The 17,825-nt window shown below is 68.6% G+C and carries 17 protein-coding genes; 5 read left to right on the forward strand and 12 right to left on the reverse strand.

The genetic code is table 11. From position 1 onward, the window contains the following. Window positions 1-62 precede the first annotated feature (62 nt). Together N7I30_RS03395 and ftsE are read right to left on the reverse strand one after the other, a co-directional pair. Window positions 63-1,052, reverse strand: a complete 990-nt coding sequence (locus N7I30_RS03395) for a cell division protein FtsX (protein ID WP_024349860.1) — start codon at window positions 1,050-1,052, stop codon at window positions 63-65. Then, window positions 1,045-1,704 carry a cell division ATP-binding protein FtsE gene (ftsE, locus tag N7I30_RS03400; protein WP_024349859.1) on the reverse strand — a complete coding sequence of 220 codons (660 nt, stop codon included), beginning with the start codon at window positions 1,702-1,704 and terminating at the stop codon, window positions 1,045-1,047. Before ftsE ends, N7I30_RS03395 begins: the two co-directional genes overlap by 8 nt. A 170-nt stretch (window positions 1,705-1,874) precedes the next feature. On the opposite strand from ftsE, the gene N7I30_RS03405 reads away from it, so the two are divergent. From N7I30_RS03405 to N7I30_RS03415, 3 genes are all read left to right on the forward strand, one after another. Next, window positions 1,875-2,627 carry a hypothetical protein gene (locus N7I30_RS03405; protein ID WP_498636697.1) on the forward strand — a complete coding sequence of 251 codons (753 nt, stop codon included), beginning with the start codon at window positions 1,875-1,877 and terminating at the stop codon, window positions 2,625-2,627. Then, a complete protein-coding gene (gene hpt / locus N7I30_RS03410) occupies window positions 2,624-3,160 on the forward strand; it encodes a hypoxanthine phosphoribosyltransferase (RefSeq protein ID WP_009210746.1) in 537 nt (178 codons plus the stop codon). The genes N7I30_RS03405 and hpt overlap by 4 nt, the downstream gene beginning before the upstream one ends. A gap of 151 nt (window positions 3,161-3,311) precedes the next feature. Further along, complete coding sequence (locus N7I30_RS03415; protein WP_277023877.1) at window positions 3,312-3,740, forward strand: response regulator; 429 nt, start codon at window positions 3,312-3,314, stop codon at window positions 3,738-3,740. Between the two features lie 105 nt (window positions 3,741-3,845). Here N7I30_RS03415 and N7I30_RS03420 read toward each other — a convergent pair whose 3' ends face one another. The 4 genes from N7I30_RS03420 to argH form a co-directional block, all read right to left on the reverse strand. Continuing rightward, the gene (locus N7I30_RS03420) at window positions 3,846-6,458 is read right to left on the reverse strand and encodes a TIGR02302 family protein (protein WP_498636698.1); all 2,613 of its coding nucleotides are present in this window, start codon (window positions 6,456-6,458) and stop codon (window positions 3,846-3,848) included. Between the two features lie 94 nt (window positions 6,459-6,552). Continuing rightward, a complete protein-coding gene (lysA, locus tag N7I30_RS03425) occupies window positions 6,553-7,827 on the reverse strand; it encodes a diaminopimelate decarboxylase (protein WP_188075938.1) in 1,275 nt (424 codons plus the stop codon). A gap of 39 nt (window positions 7,828-7,866) precedes the next feature. Further along, window positions 7,867-8,169: a hypothetical protein gene (locus N7I30_RS03430; RefSeq protein ID WP_498636700.1), complete on the reverse strand. Its 303-nt coding sequence runs from the start codon at window positions 8,167-8,169 to the stop codon at window positions 7,867-7,869. 90 nt (window positions 8,170-8,259) lie between these two features. Next, a complete protein-coding gene (gene argH, locus N7I30_RS03435; RefSeq protein ID WP_498636702.1) occupies window positions 8,260-9,681 on the reverse strand; it encodes an argininosuccinate lyase in 1,422 nt (473 codons plus the stop codon). Window positions 9,682-9,707: 26 nt separating this feature from the next. Here argH and tlpA point away from each other — a divergent pair, with 26 nt between their 5' ends. Further along, the gene (gene tlpA / locus N7I30_RS03440; RefSeq protein WP_498636704.1) at window positions 9,708-10,379 is read left to right on the forward strand and encodes a thiol:disulfide interchange protein TlpA; all 672 of its coding nucleotides are present in this window, start codon (window positions 9,708-9,710) and stop codon (window positions 10,377-10,379) included. Between the two features lie 39 nt (window positions 10,380-10,418). Here tlpA and N7I30_RS03445 read toward each other — a convergent pair whose 3' ends face one another. Further along, window positions 10,419-11,606, reverse strand: a complete 1,188-nt coding sequence (locus N7I30_RS03445) for an MFS transporter (protein ID WP_498636706.1) — start codon at window positions 11,604-11,606, stop codon at window positions 10,419-10,421. 99 nt (window positions 11,607-11,705) lie between these two features. On the opposite strand from N7I30_RS03445, the gene N7I30_RS03450 reads away from it, so the two are divergent. Then, the gene (locus N7I30_RS03450; protein WP_498636708.1) at window positions 11,706-12,614 is read left to right on the forward strand and encodes a LysR family transcriptional regulator; all 909 of its coding nucleotides are present in this window, start codon (window positions 11,706-11,708) and stop codon (window positions 12,612-12,614) included. A 537-nt stretch (window positions 12,615-13,151) separates the two neighbouring features. Here the strand turns inward: N7I30_RS03450 and N7I30_RS03455 are convergent. The 5 genes from N7I30_RS03455 to N7I30_RS03475 form a co-directional block, all read right to left on the reverse strand. After that, window positions 13,152-14,033: a 3-hydroxybutyryl-CoA dehydrogenase gene (locus N7I30_RS03455; protein ID WP_277023897.1), complete on the reverse strand. Its 882-nt coding sequence runs from the start codon at window positions 14,031-14,033 to the stop codon at window positions 13,152-13,154. Between the two features lie 79 nt (window positions 14,034-14,112). Next, on the reverse strand, window positions 14,113-15,042 hold the full coding sequence (locus tag N7I30_RS03460; RefSeq protein ID WP_498636710.1) for an electron transfer flavoprotein subunit alpha/FixB family protein: 930 nt from the start codon (window positions 15,040-15,042) through the stop codon (window positions 14,113-14,115). Between the two features lie 83 nt (window positions 15,043-15,125). Then, on the reverse strand, window positions 15,126-15,875 hold the full coding sequence (locus N7I30_RS03465; RefSeq protein WP_277028217.1) for an electron transfer flavoprotein subunit beta/FixA family protein: 750 nt from the start codon (window positions 15,873-15,875) through the stop codon (window positions 15,126-15,128). Between the two features lie 200 nt (window positions 15,876-16,075). Continuing rightward, window positions 16,076-16,813, reverse strand: a complete 738-nt coding sequence (locus tag N7I30_RS03470; RefSeq protein WP_187391418.1) for a rhomboid family intramembrane serine protease — start codon at window positions 16,811-16,813, stop codon at window positions 16,076-16,078. A gap of 320 nt (window positions 16,814-17,133) precedes the next feature. Then, complete coding sequence (locus tag N7I30_RS03475) at window positions 17,134-17,706, reverse strand: cob(I)yrinic acid a,c-diamide adenosyltransferase (RefSeq protein ID WP_498636713.1); 573 nt, start codon at window positions 17,704-17,706, stop codon at window positions 17,134-17,136. Window positions 17,707-17,825: the final 119 nt, after the last annotated feature.

Below are 17,825 nucleotides of genomic sequence, written 5' to 3' on the forward strand. Positions count from 1 at the left end.
CATCGCTTTGTCCGTGTCCTCGTCCTGAGACGCAGTCTTTCCAGTCCAGGGTTAACCGGACCTTACCGCTCGACCGGCGAGATCATGTCGATCTCCGCGAGATGACGGACCACAGTAAGGCGAGATGTAAACGCCGTCAGCCCTCCTACGGTTGCAACCAGGGCGACGACGCCGACATAGCCGATCCAGCCGATCGAGAAGGACCCGAACAGGGCGCTGATCTGGTCGGCCTCGGGCGTCGCGGTGTTGCTGGCCGTCCAGAACCCCATCATCGCGAAGAGGACGAGCGCCGTCGCGCCGCCGATCACCGCGCCGACGAGGCCGAGCCGCAGGAAGTGCCGCTCGAACTCGCGGGCGATGAAGGACGAGCGGGCGCCGACGAAATGCAGCACCTCGATGATGTGGCGGTTGCCGGACATCGCCCCGCGGGTGGCGAAGACCACGGTCAGCGTCGTGGCCACCAGCACCAGCGTCAGGACGCCGACGCCGACCAGCACCGTCGCCCGCGCCATGGTCACCAGCCGCGACACCCAGGCACGGTGATCGTCGAGCTCGGAGGCCGGCACCTCGCTCTGGAGGCGCGCCACGAGGGCGACGAAGTCGGGCGGCGAATCCTGGTCGATGGAGATGATCACCAGCCGCGGCACCGGCAGGTCGTCGAGATTGAGCCCGTCGCCGAGCCAGGGCTCCAGCAGCCGACCGGTGGCCGCGTCGTCGAGAATGGTCGCGCCGGTGACCCCGGGCGTCGTCAGCGCGATGCGCCGCACGTCGGCCAGCGCCGCGGCCATGTCGACGCCGTCGTCGGGCAGCACCTGCACGGTGATCTCGCGGGAGATGTCGTTCTGCCACTGGGAGGCCGTGTCCGAGACCAGCGTCACCGCGCCGACGGTCAGGCTCGCCAGGAAGGTCATGATGGCGATGACCGTCATCAGCGCCCGGCCTGCGACATTGGCGCGCGGCACGATCGGCGCCGGCCTGTCCTCGCCGGTCCGGCCGACGAGCCGCAGCACGGTTTCGCGCAGGTCGATCCAGTGGTCGGCGAGATCAATCATAGATGTCGAGGCGTCCGTCCGAGAGGACCAGGCGGCGCGCGGCCACCTGCTCCATCAGGTCGAGATCGTGGGTGGCGATGACCACCGCGGTGCCGGTGCGGTTGAGCTCCATGAACAGGCGCAGCAGCCGGCGGGCGAGCGGCGGATCGACATTGCCGGTTGGCTCGTCGGCCAGGAGGATGTCCGGCTGGTCGATCAGCGCCCGGGCGATGGCGGCGCGCTGCTTCTCGCCGCCCGACAGCACCACCGGCGAGGCATGCAGCCGTTCGCCCAGCCCGACCCATTTGATCAGGTCGATCACGTCCTGCCGGTAGGAGGCCTCCTCGCGGCCGCGCACCCGCAGCGGCAGCGCGACGTTCTCGTAGGTCGACAGATGCTCCAGCAGGCGGAAATCCTGGAAGACGACGCCGATGCGCCGGCGGATCGACGGCAGGTCGGTGCGCGACAGGGTCGAGGCGTCACGGCCCAGAACCGTGATCAGGCCGCGGGTCGGCTTCAGCGCCAGGAACAGCATGCGCAGCAAGCTGGTCTTGCCGGCGCCGGACGGGCCGGTCAGGAACTGGAAGGACTGGCGCTTCACCTCGAAGGACAGATCGCGCAGCACCTCCGGCCCCATGTCGTATCGAAGCCCGACATTCTCGAACCGAATCACTGCGCAAAGCCCCTGTCTTGTCGCCCTCGATCGTCCAGATGCACCGGACTTGTGGTGAATGTTGGCCGTCCTAACCGGCGAGCGCCGCGACGGCCACCCCGACGCCGGATTCACGGTTTGTTAAGCATAAATCCTTACCGATTGCTGAACGCCGAAGCACAGAGGATGCGATGACCGAGTTTCGCACCAACGCTGACACGCGCCGGGCTCCCCGCCGCGTCATCACCATCGACGGCGAGGCCGAGATCGTCGGCCGCCAGTCGCTGCCGCGCCATGCCTCGACGCTCCGCCAGATCGCCCACGAGCCGACGGCAAGCGAGGCGATGCCCGCACCCGGCTCGCGGCCCTTCGGACGCCGGGCGAGCGGCCATGGCCATGGCAGCTTTCCCGACGCCGCCGCCGAGGAGCGCGACCTGCTGCGCCAGGCGTTCCTCTTGTCGCGCCATGCCTCCCGGCCCGCACAGGACGCCCCGGCCCGCTCGTCGCTTGCCGCGCGCGCCCGGCGGCTCAGCCCCGGCCGTGCCGTCCTCGTCGTCGGCGGCTTCCTGGTCGGCCTTCTCGCGGCACCGGTCCTCCTCCTGTCGATGCCCGATTCGCCGGTCGCCGCGCCCTATGCGGTCACCAGTGCCTCGGGCCTCGTCCTGCGCAATGTCGATGCCAGTGTCGTGCCGCGCGGCAGCGGCGCCGTCCTGTCGGTCGCCGGCGTCATCGCCAACGACACCGCCGGCCCGCTGACCGTCCCGACGCTCCGCATCGCGCTGACCGATGCCGGCGGCATCACCCGCAGCAAGCCGCTGAACGCGCAGATTTCCGCCCTGCCGGCGGGACAATCGGTGCGATTCCTCTCGGCACTGGCGGTCGCGGATGATACAGCGGGCGACATCAGGGTCGAATTCGAAGACACAGGAGCGGCTGACCGGTGATTACCGTCCGCGGCAAACAGATCGAGCCGCTCTACAGCGTCGAGGAAATTGCGAAGACCGTCGACCGGGTCGCCGGCGAGATCGCCGCCGTGCCGGCCAAGGATCTACTCGTCATCTCGGTGCTGAAGGGCTCCTTCGTATTCGCCGCCGACCTGATCCGCGCCCTGCACCATGCCGGGCTCGCGCCCGAGGTGGAGTTCATCTCCCTGTCGAGCTACGGCGCCGGCACCGAACCCGGCGAGATCCGCGTCCTGCGCGACGTGGAGAGCGAGGTCGCCGGCCGCACGGTGCTGCTCATCGACGACATTCTGGAATCGGGCCGCACGGTGAAGTTCGCCCGCGACCTGATGCTGTCGCGCGGTGCGGCCGAGGTGCCGATCGCCGTCCTCCTCGACAAGCCGATGCGCCGCAAGGCGGATATCGAGGCCGATTATGTCGGCTTTTCCTGTCCCGACCAGTTCGTCGTCGGCTATGGCATGGATGTCGGCCACGCCTTTCGCGAACTGCCTTTCGTCGGCCGCGTCGTCGACTGACGACGCCCGTTCTCGCCTGCCGAACGACCGCCCGATCGGTCGCCGCCATCTGGCTGCGACGATCGAAAGCCTCGACACGCAAGCTTTGCGCAAGGATTGTGCCTTAGAAGCGCAATTTGGTGTTGCGTAGGCAGACGATGGGAGGCCCCTCTTGGCGAGGATTCTGATCGCGGAAGACGACGCCGGCGTTCGCCTCCTGGTTTCGCGGGCGCTCGGGCTGGAAGGTCACGAGGTGACCGTCGCCGAAGACGGCGAAATGGCGCTGGACGTCCTGGTCGAACGGGACGGCGCCTTCGATTTCGTCCTGTCCGACATCCGCATGCCCTGCCTCACCGGCATCGAGCTCGCCCACGAGATCGCCGCCTCCTGGCCGCATCTGCCGGTGCTTTTGATGACCGGCTATGCCGAGCAGATGGAAGCGGCCGAGGATCTGACCGCGATCATCGAGGGCGTCGTGGAAAAGCCGTTCTCGATCGCCGAACTGCGCCGCGAGGTCGCCCGCATCCTGGCCGAACGCGCAGCACAAAAGGGCGACACCGCCGACGCCCCCACCGCACCGCATATCCGCCGCTGCGCCTGACGCCGCCGCGAATACAGCCGGCCTCGACTGCCTGACATTCGATGAAGAATACCGCCGCGACGCTGAGGCGTCGCAGCGGCGATGTCGCCCGACGGCCGGTCCGCTTCAGGGCGTCTCGAGCAAGCGCTCCAGATAGTCGCGCTCCATCTGCGGCGACAGCGCGTCGCCGAGCCGGTTGCGGATCGCGTCGAGGATCTCGCGGGCCCGCTCGGTGTCGATCTCGTCCGGCACACCGACATCCTGTCCGAAATCGGGGCCCTGGGTCTGGCGCTGGCGGCCCAGCGGATCGCGGCCGGAGCGCTGCTGGGCGCCGTTGAAGCCCTGCCCCATCTGGCCGCCCTGTCCCTGCATGCCGGGCTGGCCCTGCCCCTGCTGCATGGCTTCCTGCATCTGCTGCATCATGTCCTGGGCGCCGCGGCGCATGGCTTCCATGGCGCGGCCCTGCTGGCCCACCGCCTCGCCGTCCTCGCCTTCGCCCAGCGCGCCCTCGGCCTTGCCCATCGCCTCGCCGGCCTCGCCGAAGCCTTCCGATGGCTCCATGCCCATGCCCTGCATCTGCTCCTGCAGCGCCTGCAGCTCTTCCTGAAGCTGGCCCTGCTGCTCCTGCAGCTGCTTCATCATCTCGCGCAGCTGTTCGGCCGTCAGCGGCTCGCCCTGTTCGCCCTGCTGGCCTTGCTGCCCCTGTTCGCCCTGTTGGCCCTGCTGCTGCTCGCGCTCGATCTGGCGGCGGCCGAGGTCAAAGGTCTCGTCCATCAGCTGCTGCTGGCGCTGGAGCAATTCGCCCATCTTGTTCATCTGCTGCTGCATGGCGTTCTGTTCGCCATTCTGCGGCTGGCCGGGGCGCATGGCCTGCAGATTGTCCATCATCTGCTGCAGTTCCGAGAGAAGCTGCTGGGCCGCTTCCTTGGAGCCGGACTTCGCCAGATCCTCGATGCGGTCCATCATCCGCTGCAGATCCTGCGGCCGCAGCTCCTGCATGTCGCCGGCCTGCATCTGGTCCTGGTTCATCGGCGGCTGGTTGCGCATCGCCTCGGCCAGCGCCTGCATGTATTCCTGCATCGCCTCGCGCAGTTCCTGCATCAGCTGGTCGATCTCGGCGTCCGACGCGCCGTTCTCCAGCGCCTCGGAGAGCTGCTCGCGGGCATCGCGCAGACGCCGTTCGGCGAGCGACAGATTGCCGTCCTCAATGCCCAGCGCGATCTCCCACATGAAGTCCACCGCCGAGACCAGCGCGGCGTCGTCATAGGCGGTGGCGATGCGGGTGCGCACGGCCTTCAGCGCCAGATAGGTCGCCGGGCTCTCGATGAATTCGTCGCCGCGCAGGGTCACCGCGTCGAGCATCTGGACGACGCGGGCCGTGCTGTCGGCGTCCAGCGCCAGGACGCGCCGTTGCTCGACCACGGCGCGGGCCAGCGGGTTGGAGAAGCGCCGCTCGGGCAGCGTCAGGGTCAGCGCCTCGGAGCGGCCCTCCTGCCCGGCATCGTCCACCGCGACGAGGGTCATCGCCACCTCGGCCCCGGCATAGGGGCTTTCGGTCAGGTCGGCGCTGGTGCGGCCCTCGGCCGTGCCCTTGGTGCGGCGCGGCAACGCCAGCCGGATCTCCGGCGGCGCGATCAGCGGCCGCGCATCGTCCGGCACGATGTCGTCGGTGACGGCGATCGCGGCATTGGCCTGCCGCACGCCGTAATCGTCGGTGACCTTGTAGGTGAGCTGCAGCGCGCCGTTGCGCGCGACGCCCGGCTCGCCCTCGAAGGCGATCTCCGGGTCGAGATCCGGCGTCACGTCGAAGCGCCAGCGGCCGAGGGTGGTGAAGGTGGTGGTCAGCGCCGCCTCGCCCGGCATGTCGAGCGCATAGGCATATTCGCGCGGACCGGCAGGGGCGTCGGCCTCGGTCTCGGCATCGCCGGTCGCAGCAGGGTCGGTAACCTCGCCCTCGTCATCCGTGACCGGCGCGATGGCGATCGGCTCGGCGCCGGCCGGCGTGAAGCTCAGTTCGGCGTTGGAGCCGTCGGAAATCCGCACCTCCAGCTCGCTGCCCTCGGGCACGGTGACGGGCGCCTCCGAGGCGCCAACATCGGTCAGGAAGATCGGCGCGCGGCCGGTATAGGCCGGCGGCGTGACCCAAGTGTCGACCCGCGCCGAGGCGACAACGTCGGCGGCGTCCGGCGCCAGCGCATCGACGACGCGGCCGCCGCCGGGTCCGAAGGAAAAGGCGAAGGCAGTGACCAGCAGCAGCGCCACCAGCGCGCGCAGGCCATAGGGGTCGATCCGTTCGGTGCGGGTGGCGGGCGCCCCGCCGCTGAGATCGCGCAGCCGCTCGGCCATGCGGCGCTGATGGGCGCGCCAGAGAGCAGCGGCAAACGGGTCGGCGCCGACGGCGCGCTGGTCCTGCGCCTGCAGCGGCTGGTGGTCCAGCCGGCTCGCCCCCTCGATGCGGGCATCCACTGCGGCAGCTGTCGGCAGCCGCAGGCCGCGGTTGCGCCACAGTGCCGCAAGGCCGAGCCCGGCAAGAATCGCGATTACCGCGACGCGGGCGAGGAAGGGCAGCGCGGCGAACAGGCCGAACCAGGCGAGGATCAGGAACACCGCAACGAGGCAGGCGAGCCCCAGCACCAGCGGCCAGGCGCGCTCGATCAGGAGCGCCGCCCAGGCCATGCGCCGCGTCGCCGCGACACGCCCGGACGCGGTCCAGTCGCTCTGCCGCTCGTGTCGCGCCATGGGGCCAGCCTCGTTCGTCGCAAGTTTCAGCGAGCGTAACAGTTTTTACGGCGAAGACGAGGCGAGTGACGCAGCTGTGAAGCGGCCAATGGCCTCAGTCGTCGCCGCCCAGCCAGGGGGGCAGACGGTCCAGCGCGATCATCTCGTCGATGGTCTGGCGCGGCCGGATGGCGTGGAAGGCGTCGCCCTTGACCAGCACCTCGGCGATCAGCGGCCGGGAATTGTAGGTGCCCGACTGCACCGCCCCGTAGGCACCGGCCGACGACAGGTAGACGAGGTCGCCGGCCTTCACCGCCGGAATGTCGCGGGCGCGGGCGAAATAGTCGCCGCTCTCGCAGACCGGGCCGACCACGTCGGCGACGAGGCGCGGCGCGTCCGGGTCGTCGAGCACCGGATGGATGTCGTGCCAGGCATCGTAGAGGGTCGGGCGGATCAGGTCGTTCATGCCGGCGTCGACGATGACGAAGGTCTTGCCCTCGGCTTCCTTCACATAGACCACCCGGGTGACCAGGATGCCGGCATTGGCGGCGATCAGCCGGCCCGGCTCGAACACCACCTTGCAGTCGAGGTCGCGGACATGGCGCTTGACGATCTCGGCATAGGCCGGCGGGGCCGGCGGCGGGGTGTTGGTGCGGCTGTAGGGCACGCCGAGGCCGCCGCCGAGATCGACATGGGCGATGTCGTGGCCGGCGCCGCGCAGCCGCCGCACCAGGCCCGCCAGCCGCTCGAAGGCCTGGTCGAAGGGCTCCAGCTCGACGATCTGGCTGCCGATATGCATGTCGATGCCCGACACCGCGATGCCCGGCAGGGCGCGGGCCCGGTCGTAGACGGCCTCGGCCCGCTCATAGGCGATGCCGAACTTGTCGGACTTCTTGCCGGTGGAGATCTTGGCGTGGGTGCGCGCGTCGACGTCGGGATTGATGCGGAACGAGACATGCGCCGTGCGTCCGGCCGCGACGGCCCGGGCGGAGATCATCTCGAGCTCCGGCTCCGATTCGATGTTGAAGCAGAAGATGCCCGAGGCGAGCGCCAGGTCGATCTCCGGCACGCTCTTGCCGACGCCGGAGAACATGATCTTCTCGGCCGGGATGCCGGCCCGCAGCGCCCGCAGCAATTCGCCGCCCGACACCACGTCGGCGCCGGCACCGAGCGCGGCCAGCGTCTTCAGCACCGCCTGGTTGGAATTCGCCTTCATGGCGTAGCAGACCAGCGCGTCGATATCGGCGAAGGCGTCGGCGAACACCGTGTAGTGGCGCGTCAGCGTCGCGGTCGAATAGCAATAGAAGGGCGTGCCCACGTCATGGGCGATCGTTTCGACGGAGACGTCCTCGGCATGCAGGACGCCGTCGCGGATTTCGAAATGGTTCATGGCAGGTCAGACGGCACTCGGAAGAGGGGCGGAAACGGCTCAGTTCAGCAGCGGATCGAGGATGAAGCCGCCGCTGGTGGCGCCCTTGTTGCGGCTCACCTCGGCCGGTCCGATGGCGGTGTCGTCCTGGATGCGCGAGACGCGCACGGCGCCCGCCGCCGAGCCCGCCGTGCCGAAGCCGCTGCTGGCGTTGTTGGCGGCGACCGCGTCGGCGCCGGCCGATGCCCCGGTCTGCCCGGAGGACGGCGCCACCGGATTGTTCTTGATGCCGCAGCCCGCCAGCATCGCCGTTGCGGCGACGAGCAGCAGCGGCAGATAGGTCCGGCTCGATCGAATGGTCATGTCTCGTCACCCCTCGCCGCGTCCCGGCGTCAGCTTCCCCGTCAGCGGTCATAGCGATTTCCCGGCGGAAAATCACCACCGCCGCGATTGTCATCGCGCGTCGCTTGCCATCCGCTCGCGCCAATAGGCGACCTGCGCCCGCACATTGGCCGGCGCCGTACCGCCGAAGCTGGTGCGGCTGTTGACCGACGCATCGACGCCGAGCACCGAGAACACCGCCTCGCCGATCCGCGCATCCAGCTCCCGCAGGCTGTCAAGCGGCAGTTCCTCCAGCCCGACGCCGCGCGCTTCAGCGAGGGCGACTGCCCGGCCGGTGACGTGATGGGCCTCGCGGAACGGCATGCCGAGCTCGCGCACCAGCCAGTCGGCCAAATCCGTCGCGGTGGAGAAGCCGTGGCCGGCGGCCTGGCGCATCGCCTCGGTCTGGATGGTCATGTCGCGCACCATGCCGGTGGCCGCCGCCAGCGCCAGAGCCAGCGAATCGATGGCGTCGAAGACCTGTTCCTTGTCTTCCTGCATGTCCTTCGAATAGCTGAGCGGCAGGCCCTTCATCACGGTCAGCAGCGAGATCAGCGCGCCGTTGATGCGGCCCGGCTTGGCGCGCACCAGCTCGGCGGCGTCCGGGTTCTTCTTCTGCGGCATGATCGACGAGCCGGTGGAGAAGGCGTCGGACAGGCGCACGAAGCCGAATTGCGGCGTCGACCAGATGACGATCTCCTCGGCCAGCCGCGACAGATGCGTGCCGCAGATCGCCGCCACCGACAGGAATTCCAGCGCGAAATCGCGGTCGGACACCGAATCCAGCGAATTGCGGGTCGGCTCGCGAAAACCGAGAGCCTTGGCCGTCATGTGGCGGTCGATGTCGAAGCCGGTGCCGGCCAGAGCGGCGGCGCCCAGCGGGCATTCGTCCAGCCGGTTCACCGCATCGCGGCAACGCGACAGGTCGCGGGCCGCCATCTCCACATAGGCGAGGCAGTGATGGCCGAAGGTCACCGGCTGGGCGACCTGCAGATGGGTGAAGCCCGGCATCACCGTGTCGGCGTGTTCCTCGGCCTTGGCGAGCAGCGCCTCGATGAAGCCGGTGAGCGCCCGGTCGAGGGACAGGAACGCGGTCTTGACGTGCAGCCGGAAATCCAGCGCCACCTGGTCGTTGCGCGAGCGCGCCGTGTGCAGGCGGCCGGCGGCGGGGCCGATCAGTTCGGCCAGCCGCGCCTCAATGTTCATGTGAATGTCCTCGCGCTCTCGCGAGAAATTGAACCGGCCGGCCTGTATCTCGCCGCGGATCTCCTCCAGACCCGCAATGATACTCTCTGCGTCATCCGCCGTGATGATGCCCTGTTGCGCCAGCATGGCGGCATGGGCTTTCGAACCGGCGATATCCTCTTCATAAAGCCGGCGATCGAAATCGATCGACGCGTTGATTTCTTCCATGATCGCGTCGGGACCCGAGGCGAAGCGTCCGCCCCACATCGCGTTGGCGGCACCGGGGACGTTGTCGGGATTCTGGCTCATGGACACTCGAAAGGGCTCTTGACGACATGTCCGAAGCAAAACGATCGACTTCGAACGGGCGGCGGCTCGGTCTCATCGCCGCGGTCGCGCTGGTCTGCGGCATCGCGGCGGGTGGTGTCGTCCTATACGTGAGCGAGAGCGGGTCTGGCAACGAAACCGCCAGCGCCTGTCCGGCCGATGCGGCGATCACCGCGGCGGTGGACGCCGAGGCGCGCGGCGAGGTCGCCGCGGTGCAGGCGCTGGAAACGCCCTTCGACGTCTCGGCCATCGCCTTTTCGGACGGCGACGGCCAGCCCGTCACCCTCGCCGACTTCTCCGGCAGGACGCTGCTGGTCAATCTGTGGGCCACCTGGTGCGTGCCGTGCCGCCAGGAAATGCCGGCGCTGGACGAGCTGGAGCGCCAGGAAGGCGGCGACGACTTCGCCGTGGTGCCGATCAATGTCGACATGGGCGACATCGAGAAGCCGAAGACTTTCTACGCCGAGACCGATCTGACCGCCCTGCCCTTCTATCGCGACGAGACCATGGGCGTGTTCAACGATCTGAAGCGCGCCGGCGTCGCCTTCGGCCTGCCGATCTCCCTCGTCGTCGGCCCCGACGGCTGCGCCCGCGCCGCGATCAACGGTCCGGCCGAATGGGCCAGCCCCGACGCCGTCCGCCTCATCGAGGCGGTGAAGGCGAGCGGGACGTCGGCCTGATCGGCCCGACGTCCCTCCCGGCAATCATCGGCCAGTGCCTCAGCCGGCATAGCCCATCTGCGCCGGCTGCCGCTCCGGGGCCGCCCGGTCCAGCCGGACGGCGGTGAGTGCCACCGCCAGGGCCGCCAGCGGGAACAAAGCCGCGGTCCAGGTCACGTAGCCGAGGCCCGGACCGGAATCGATCACCAGGCCACCGGCAAAGGCGCCCACGGCATTGCCGAGATTGAAGGCGGCGATGTTGAAGGACGAGGCGAGGCTTTCGCCGGCGCCGTCCGCCTTGGAGAGCACCCACATCTGCAGCGGCGGCACGGTGGCGAAGGCCGCCGCCCCCAGAAGCGTCACGGCGACGAGCGCGGACACGGTCCCCTGCAGCGCCGGCCCCATGAGAACGAGCACCACGAAGAGCACGACGAGGCTGCCGATCATCGCGGGCACCAGTGCCTTGTCGGCCAGACGACCGCCGAGCAAATTGCCGGCCACCAGTCCGCCGCCGAACAGCAGCAGGATCGGCGAGATCGCCGCCTCGCCGAAGCCGGTGATGCCGGTCAGGAGCGGCGCGATATAGGTGAAGACCGCGAAGACGCCGGCATAGCCGAGCACCGTCGTCAGAAGACCGAGCAGCACGGGGCGACGGCCGAGCGCCTTGAGGTCGGCGCGCCAGTCGTCGGCGGCCTCCGGCTTGCCGTCCCGGGGCACGGCCCAGGCGATGACGGCCGCGGCGAGAATGCCGACGATCGCGACGGCCCAGAAGGTGGCGCGCCAGCCGGCCGCCTGCCCGAGCCAGGTGCCCAGCGGCACGCCGAGGATGTTGGCGACGGTCAGGCCGGTGAACATCAGCGCGATGGCCGAGGCGCGCTTGTCGGCGGGCACCAGCTTCGTGGCGACAACCGAGCCGACGCCGAAGAAGGTGCCGTGGGCGAAGGCGGTCAGCACCCGCGCGGCCATGAGCAGGCCATAGCTGGGCGCCAGCGCACAGGCGACATTGCCGGCGATGAAGATCGCCATCAGCGCCAGGAGCACGGTCTTGCGCGGCCAGCGGCTGGTCAGGATGGTCAGGAGCGGCGCGCCGACGACGACGCCGATGGCATAGCCGGAGATCAGGAAGCCGGCGGCACTGGTCGAGACGCCGAGATCGGCGCCGACATCGAGCAGCAGGCCCATGATGACGAATTCGGTGACCCCGATGCCGAAGGCACCGGCGGTCAACGCGTAGAGAGCAAGAGGCATGACGAAATCCCTGATGATGAACAGGGCCGTCAGATGACAGCTTGTGCTTTGATGAAGTAGACTGCCGCCAGGAACAACATTCAGGACTTCACGTCACAAATGCCGCGACCCGACGCCAATCGATTTGCCGAGATGGAGGTGTTCGCCACGGTGGTCGAGCGCGGCGGCTTCTCGGCGGCGGCACGGGTCTCCGGCATGTCGGCCTCGGCGGTCTCCAAGCTCGTCGCGCGCCTGGAAGCGCGGCTTGGCACGCGGCTCGTCCATCGCACCACCCGGCGTTTCCAGCTGACGCCGGAGGGCCAGGGCTTCTACGAGCGGGCCGTGGCGATCCTCGCCGATCTCTCCGACGCCGAACGGGCGGCCGGTGCCGGCGAACGGCCCGCCGGCCGCGTGCGGCTCAATTCCAGCGCCTCCTATATCAGCCATGTCCTGGCGCCGATCCTGCCGGATTTCCTCGCCCGCTATCCCGAGATCGGCCTCGACATCGTGCAGACCGATCAGGTCGTCGACCTCGTCGCCGAGCGCACCGACATCGCCATCCGCGCCGGCCCCATGCCGAGTTCCAACCTGATGGCGCGCAAGCTCGGCCAGACGCGCATGATGATCGTCGCCGCGCCCGGCTGGGTGGCCCGCCACGGCCTGCCGCGCACGATCGCGGAGCTGGAAGCGCACGAACGGCTGGGCTTCGGCTATGCGCGGGCGATGAAGGGCTGGCCGCTCAGGAGCGGCGCTGGCGAGGACGTCGCCCTGCCAACGCTCGGCCGCGTCCAGATCAATGACGGCGAAGGCCTGCGGCGCCTGGCGCTCGCCGGCGTCGGACCGGCACGGCTGGCAGCCTTCACCATCCGCGCCGACATCGCCGAAGGCCGGCTGGTGCCGCTCCTGGAGGACGCCAATCCGGGCGACGAGGAGGCGTTTCACGCCGTCTTCATCGGCCAGTCCGCCAGCCTCCCCGCCCGCGCCCGCGCCCTGCTCGACTTCCTCGCCGAACACGGACAGGTCAGCTGAGCGGTGAGCGCCCGGCGCGCGGAAACGGCCCGGCCGAATGGGCCGGGCCAACGCCATCCGCCTGATCGACGCGGTAAAGGCGAGCGATCGGCGTCTGTCCGGGCATTCGAGAGCGGAGGGACCATATGCGCCTAGCCAAGCAGCACATCGAGAAATTCGCTCATGTCTTTAACTAGAGTTCGAACGCCTTTTAACTCTATTATGGCCTTTGCTTGCAGCCCGATGGAGCCCCTTATGCAAAGCTACTATGTCTATGAGAACTGGACGAGGGATCGCGGTCGCATCCACAAAGCGGACTGCTCCTATTGCAATGATGGCAAGGGCTTCCACGCGGAGGATTCTGGCCGCAACGGGAGATGGCACGGACCTTATAATGATCGAGACAGCGCTTTTGCGTGCGCTGAAAGACTCGGGCGATCCGATATGCAGGCCTGCGGAACGTGCAGACCTTGATCCTTTGGGAACGGTCACGCTATCGCGATGGTGAGTGTTCGAGAGCCAGACACCGCTTACGGCGTACTGCCGAAACGGAAGATGCTACCGCGTCGGGACCGGCGTCTCGCCGCGATAGTCGTAGAAGCCGCGGCCGGCCTTGCGGCCAAGCCAGCCGGCCTCGACATATTTCACCAGTAGCGGACAGGGCCGGTATTTGGAATCCGCCAGCCCGTCATGCAGCACCTGCATGATCGACAGGCAGGTATCGAGGCCGATGAAATCGGCGAGCTGCAGCGGGCCCATCGGGTGGTTGGCGCCCAGCTTCATGGCGGTGTCGATGGATTCGACCGAGCCGACGCCCTCGTAGAGGACGTAGATCGCCTCGTTGATCATCGGCAGGAGGATGCGGTTGACGATGAAGGCCGGGAAATCCTCCGAGACGCTGATCGTCTTGTCGAGGGCGGTGACGTAGTGGCGCGCCGATTCGAAGGTCGCGTCCTCGGTGGCGATGCCGCGCACCAGCTCGACCAGCTTCATCACCGGCACCGGGTTCATGAAGTGGATGCCCATGAACCGCTCGGGCCGGTCGGTGGCCGAGGCGAGCCGGGTGATGGAGATCGACGAGGTGTTGGTGGCCAGAATCGCGCCGGGCGCCAGATGCGGGCAGATCTCGCGGTAGATCTTGCGCTTGACCGTCTCGTCCTCGGTCGCCGCCTCGATGACGAGATCGGCCGTGCCGAGCGCCGCCGTGTCGGTGGTGGTGACGATCCGCGCCATCGCCGCGTCGCGGTCGGCCTGGGTGATCTTCTGCGATGCGAGCTGGCGGTCGAGGGTGGCGGCGATCTTGTCGCGGCCGGCGCTCGTGCGGTCCTCGGCGATGTCGTAGAGCGTCACGCCGTAGCCGGCGAGGGCCGAGACATGGGCGATGCCGGAGCCCATCTGCCCCGCGCCGACGATGCCAACGTGCTTGATACTGTCCGCCATCGCGCCTTCGCTCACCTTCGATGTTGCGTCGCGAACCTAGCGGCGGCGCGCGGCTTCGTCAAAGCCGCGCGCCGGACGCTCAGAGCTTGTCCTTCAGCTCGGGCAGGATCTGGAACAGATCGCCGACGAGGCCGTAATCGGCGACCTGGAAGATCGGCGCCTCCTCGTCCTTGTTGATGGCGACGATGATCTTGGAATCCTTCATGCCGGCCAGGTGCTGGATGGCGCCGGAGATGCCGACGGCGATGTAGAGATCGGGCGCCACGACCTTGCCGGTCTGGCCGACCTGCCAGTCGTTCGGGGCGTAGCCGGCATCGACCGCCGCACGCGAGGCACCGATCGCCGCGCCCAGCTTGTCGGCGACGGGCAAGAGCACCTCGTCGAACTTCTCCTTGGAGCCCAGCGCGCGGCCGCCCGACAGGATGATCTTGGCGCTGGTCAGCTCCGGCCGCTCGCTGTGGGCGAGCTTTTCCTCGACAAAGGTCGACAGGCCCGGATCGCCGGCCGCGTCCACCGCCTCGACAGTTGCCGAACCGCCGGTGCCGGCGGCCTGGAAGCCCGAGGTGCGCACGGTGATCACCTTCTTGGCGTCGGTCGACTTCACCGTCTGGATGGCGTTGCCGGCATAGATCGGCCGCTGGAAGGTGTCGGCGCCCTCGACGACGACGACGTCGGAGATCTGCATCACGTCGAGCAGCGCGGCGATGCGCGGCGCGACGTTCTTGCCGGCGGTGGTGGCCGGCGCGACGATGGCGTCGTAGCCCGCGGCGAGCCTGACGACGAGGTCGGCCAGAGGCTCGGCAAGGCCGTGGGCATAGGCCTCGGCATCGGCATGCAGCACCTTGGCGACGCCTTCGAGCTGGCCGGCGGCCTCGGCGACGGCGGTCGAGCCCGAGCCGGCGACGAGCACATGCACGTCACCGCCCATCTGGGCGGCGGCGGTCAGCGCCTTGGCGGTCTGCTCGGACAGGGTCTGGTTGTCGTGTTCGGCGATGAGAAGCGTGGTCATGATCGCGGGTCTCCCTGGCATCCGGCGGTCGCCTGCGCGTCACGCGCGCGGCCGGCCGGCATCCAATCCTTCAAGGCGCGTGCTCAGAGCACGCCGGCTTCGTTCTTCAGCTTGTCGACCAGCACGTCGACGCTCTCGACCTTGATGCCGGCCTCGCGCTTGCCCGGCTCGGCGGTCTTCAGGATTTCCAGCCGCGGCGTGATGTCGACGCCGAAATCGTCCGGCGACTTCTCCTCGAGCGGCTTCTTCTTGGCCTTCATGATGTTCGGCAGCGAGGCGTAGCGCGGCTCGTTGAGACGCAGATCGGTGGTCACGATCGCCGGCATCTTGAGCGCCACGGTCTGCAGGCCGCCATCGACCTCGCGGGTCACCGTCGCCTTGCCGTCGGTCAGCTCGATCTTGTTGGCGAAGGTGCCCTGGCTCCAGCCGAGCAGCGCCGCCAGCATCTGGCCGGTCTGGTTGCAGTCGTCGTCGATCGCCTGCTTGCCGAGGATGACGAGGTCCGGGCTCTCGGCCTCGACGACGCCCTTGAGGATCTTGGCGACGGCCAGCGGCTCGGTCGGCTGGTCGGTCTTGACCAGGATGCCGCGGTCGGCGCCCATGGCCAGCGCCGTGCGGATCGTCTCCTGCGCCTGCTGCGGGCCGACGGACACCGCGACGATCTCCGTCACCGTGCCGGCTTCCTTCAGGCGGATCGCCTCCTCGACGGCGATCTCGTCGAAGGGGTTCATGCTCATCTTGACGTTGGCGAGGTCGACGCCCGTGCCGTCCGGCTTGACCCGGATCTTCACGTTGTAGTCGACGACGCGCTTGACTGCGACGAGAACCTTCATCGGTCGTGTCTCTCCCTTTTTGGGCGCCGAGCGCCCGAAAGCCTCATGTCCTGCCCGGCCCGGCGCCGCCCTCGCGATATCCGCGCAGACGACCGGAGCCGATTGGCCGCGAGCGATATCTGACTTTTACGTAATGGTCAAAATTTCGCGGTCTCGTAGCGGCCTTGTGCGGTTCCCGCGCCGATCTTGCAAGTGCCGGGTCACGATCGCCCGGTGTCGCCTGGCTCCAGCTCCACCGCCCGCGGCGTCTGGATCTGCCGGTCGAACAGCACCACGCCGCGCCGGCGCAGGACCAGCGTCAGCGCCGCCCCGGCCAGGATGCCGCCGGCATGGGCGGCATAGGACACGTCCTCGGCGCCCGACGCGAACAGCACGAACTGCAGGCCGATCCACACGATCAGCAGCAGCCAGGCCGGCAGGTTCAGCGGAATGCGCCCGAAGGCCAGCACCCAGACCCAGACCCTGGGATGCAGCATCAGATAGGCCGCCGCGACGCCCGACACCGCCCCGGACGCGCCGATCAGCGTCGCCTCCGAGCCGGGAAACATCAGCGCATGCAGCCCCGCCCCCGCCGCCGCGCAGGCGAGATAGAAGACGAGGAACTTCACATGGCCGAAGGCGTCCTCGACATTGTCGCCGAACACCCAGAGGAACAGCATGTTGCCGCCGATATGCCAGATGTCGAGATGCAGGAAGGAATAGGTCAGGAAGTTCAGCCAGCCCGGCACCGCCACATAGGCCGGCGGCAGCTCGGCATAGCCGTTCACCACCGCCGGGATGAAGCCGTAGGAGATCTCGAAGGCCGACAGGAACGCCCCGGTCTCGCCGCTCGCCTTGGCGAACAGATAGACCAGCGCGTTGGCCGCGATCAGCCCCACCGTCACATACTGGAAGCGGATATGACGCAGGCGGTTGGCGTCGTAGAAGGGGACGAACACGGCAGACCTTTCAGGCTCTTGGCCGGAGGCGTTTGGCCGGGGGCTTTTGGCCGGGGGGCTCCTGGCCGTGGACTTCTGCCCGGAGCTTCTGGCCCGGCTTTCCGCCGGGGGCTTTTGGCCAACGGCTTTCGACCGGAGGGCTCTAGGCCGGGCTCCCCGACCAAAGCGTGAGCCGAAACCTCCGCCCCCGCGCCTGTCTGCGACCCCATGTCACCGCCGGCGCCCGGCCAACCGCTCCACGCCAGCCCCCTCACCCGGAGACCCCGCCGGGCCGCGAACCGTCTCGGCCACGCGCGATCCGCGCCGGCGACCCCGACGCCTCAGCGGCTGGCGCCCGGCACCCACAGAACATCCGCCCTGCCGTCGTCATTGGCAATGCGGCCGGCGACGAACAGATGGTCGGACAGGCGGTTGACGTAGCGCAGCGCCACGTCGGCGACCGTCTCGCCGTCCTTCTTCGCAAGCGCGACCATCAGCCGCTCGGCCCGCCGCGCCACGGTGCGGGCATGGTGCAGATGGGTGGCGGCGGGCGAGCCGGCCGGCAGGACGAAGCTCTTCAGCGGCTCCAGCCGCGCATTCATGGCGTCGATCTCGCGCTCCAGCGCGACGACCTGCGAGGCGACGATCTTCAGCGGCTCGTAGGGCAAGGGCTCGCCGGTCTCCGGCGTCGCCAGTTCCGCGCCGAGATCGAACAATTCGTTCTGGATGCGCGCCAGCATGGCGTCGAGATCGCCCTCGGCATGCAGCCGCACCAGCCCGAGAATGGCGTTCAGCTCGTCGATCGTGCCGTAGGTCTCGACCCGCAGATCACTCTTCAACCGCCGCTCGCCACTGCCGAGCCCCGTCTCCCCGGCATCGCCGGTGCGCGTATAGATCTTGTTCAGCTTGACCATGATGTCTCCGGTTTGGCGACATCATAGGGGATGGGATGGCGGGGGACAGGGGGCGGTAGAATGTGAGGGATAGAGTGACGCGGCAGCGTAGCGCCAAGCATAATCGTTCGATGGCTGGG

The sequence above is a fragment of the Aurantimonas litoralis genome, from assembly GCF_026153195.1.
Taxonomy (GTDB): domain Bacteria; phylum Pseudomonadota; class Alphaproteobacteria; order Rhizobiales; family Rhizobiaceae; genus Aurantimonas; species Aurantimonas coralicida.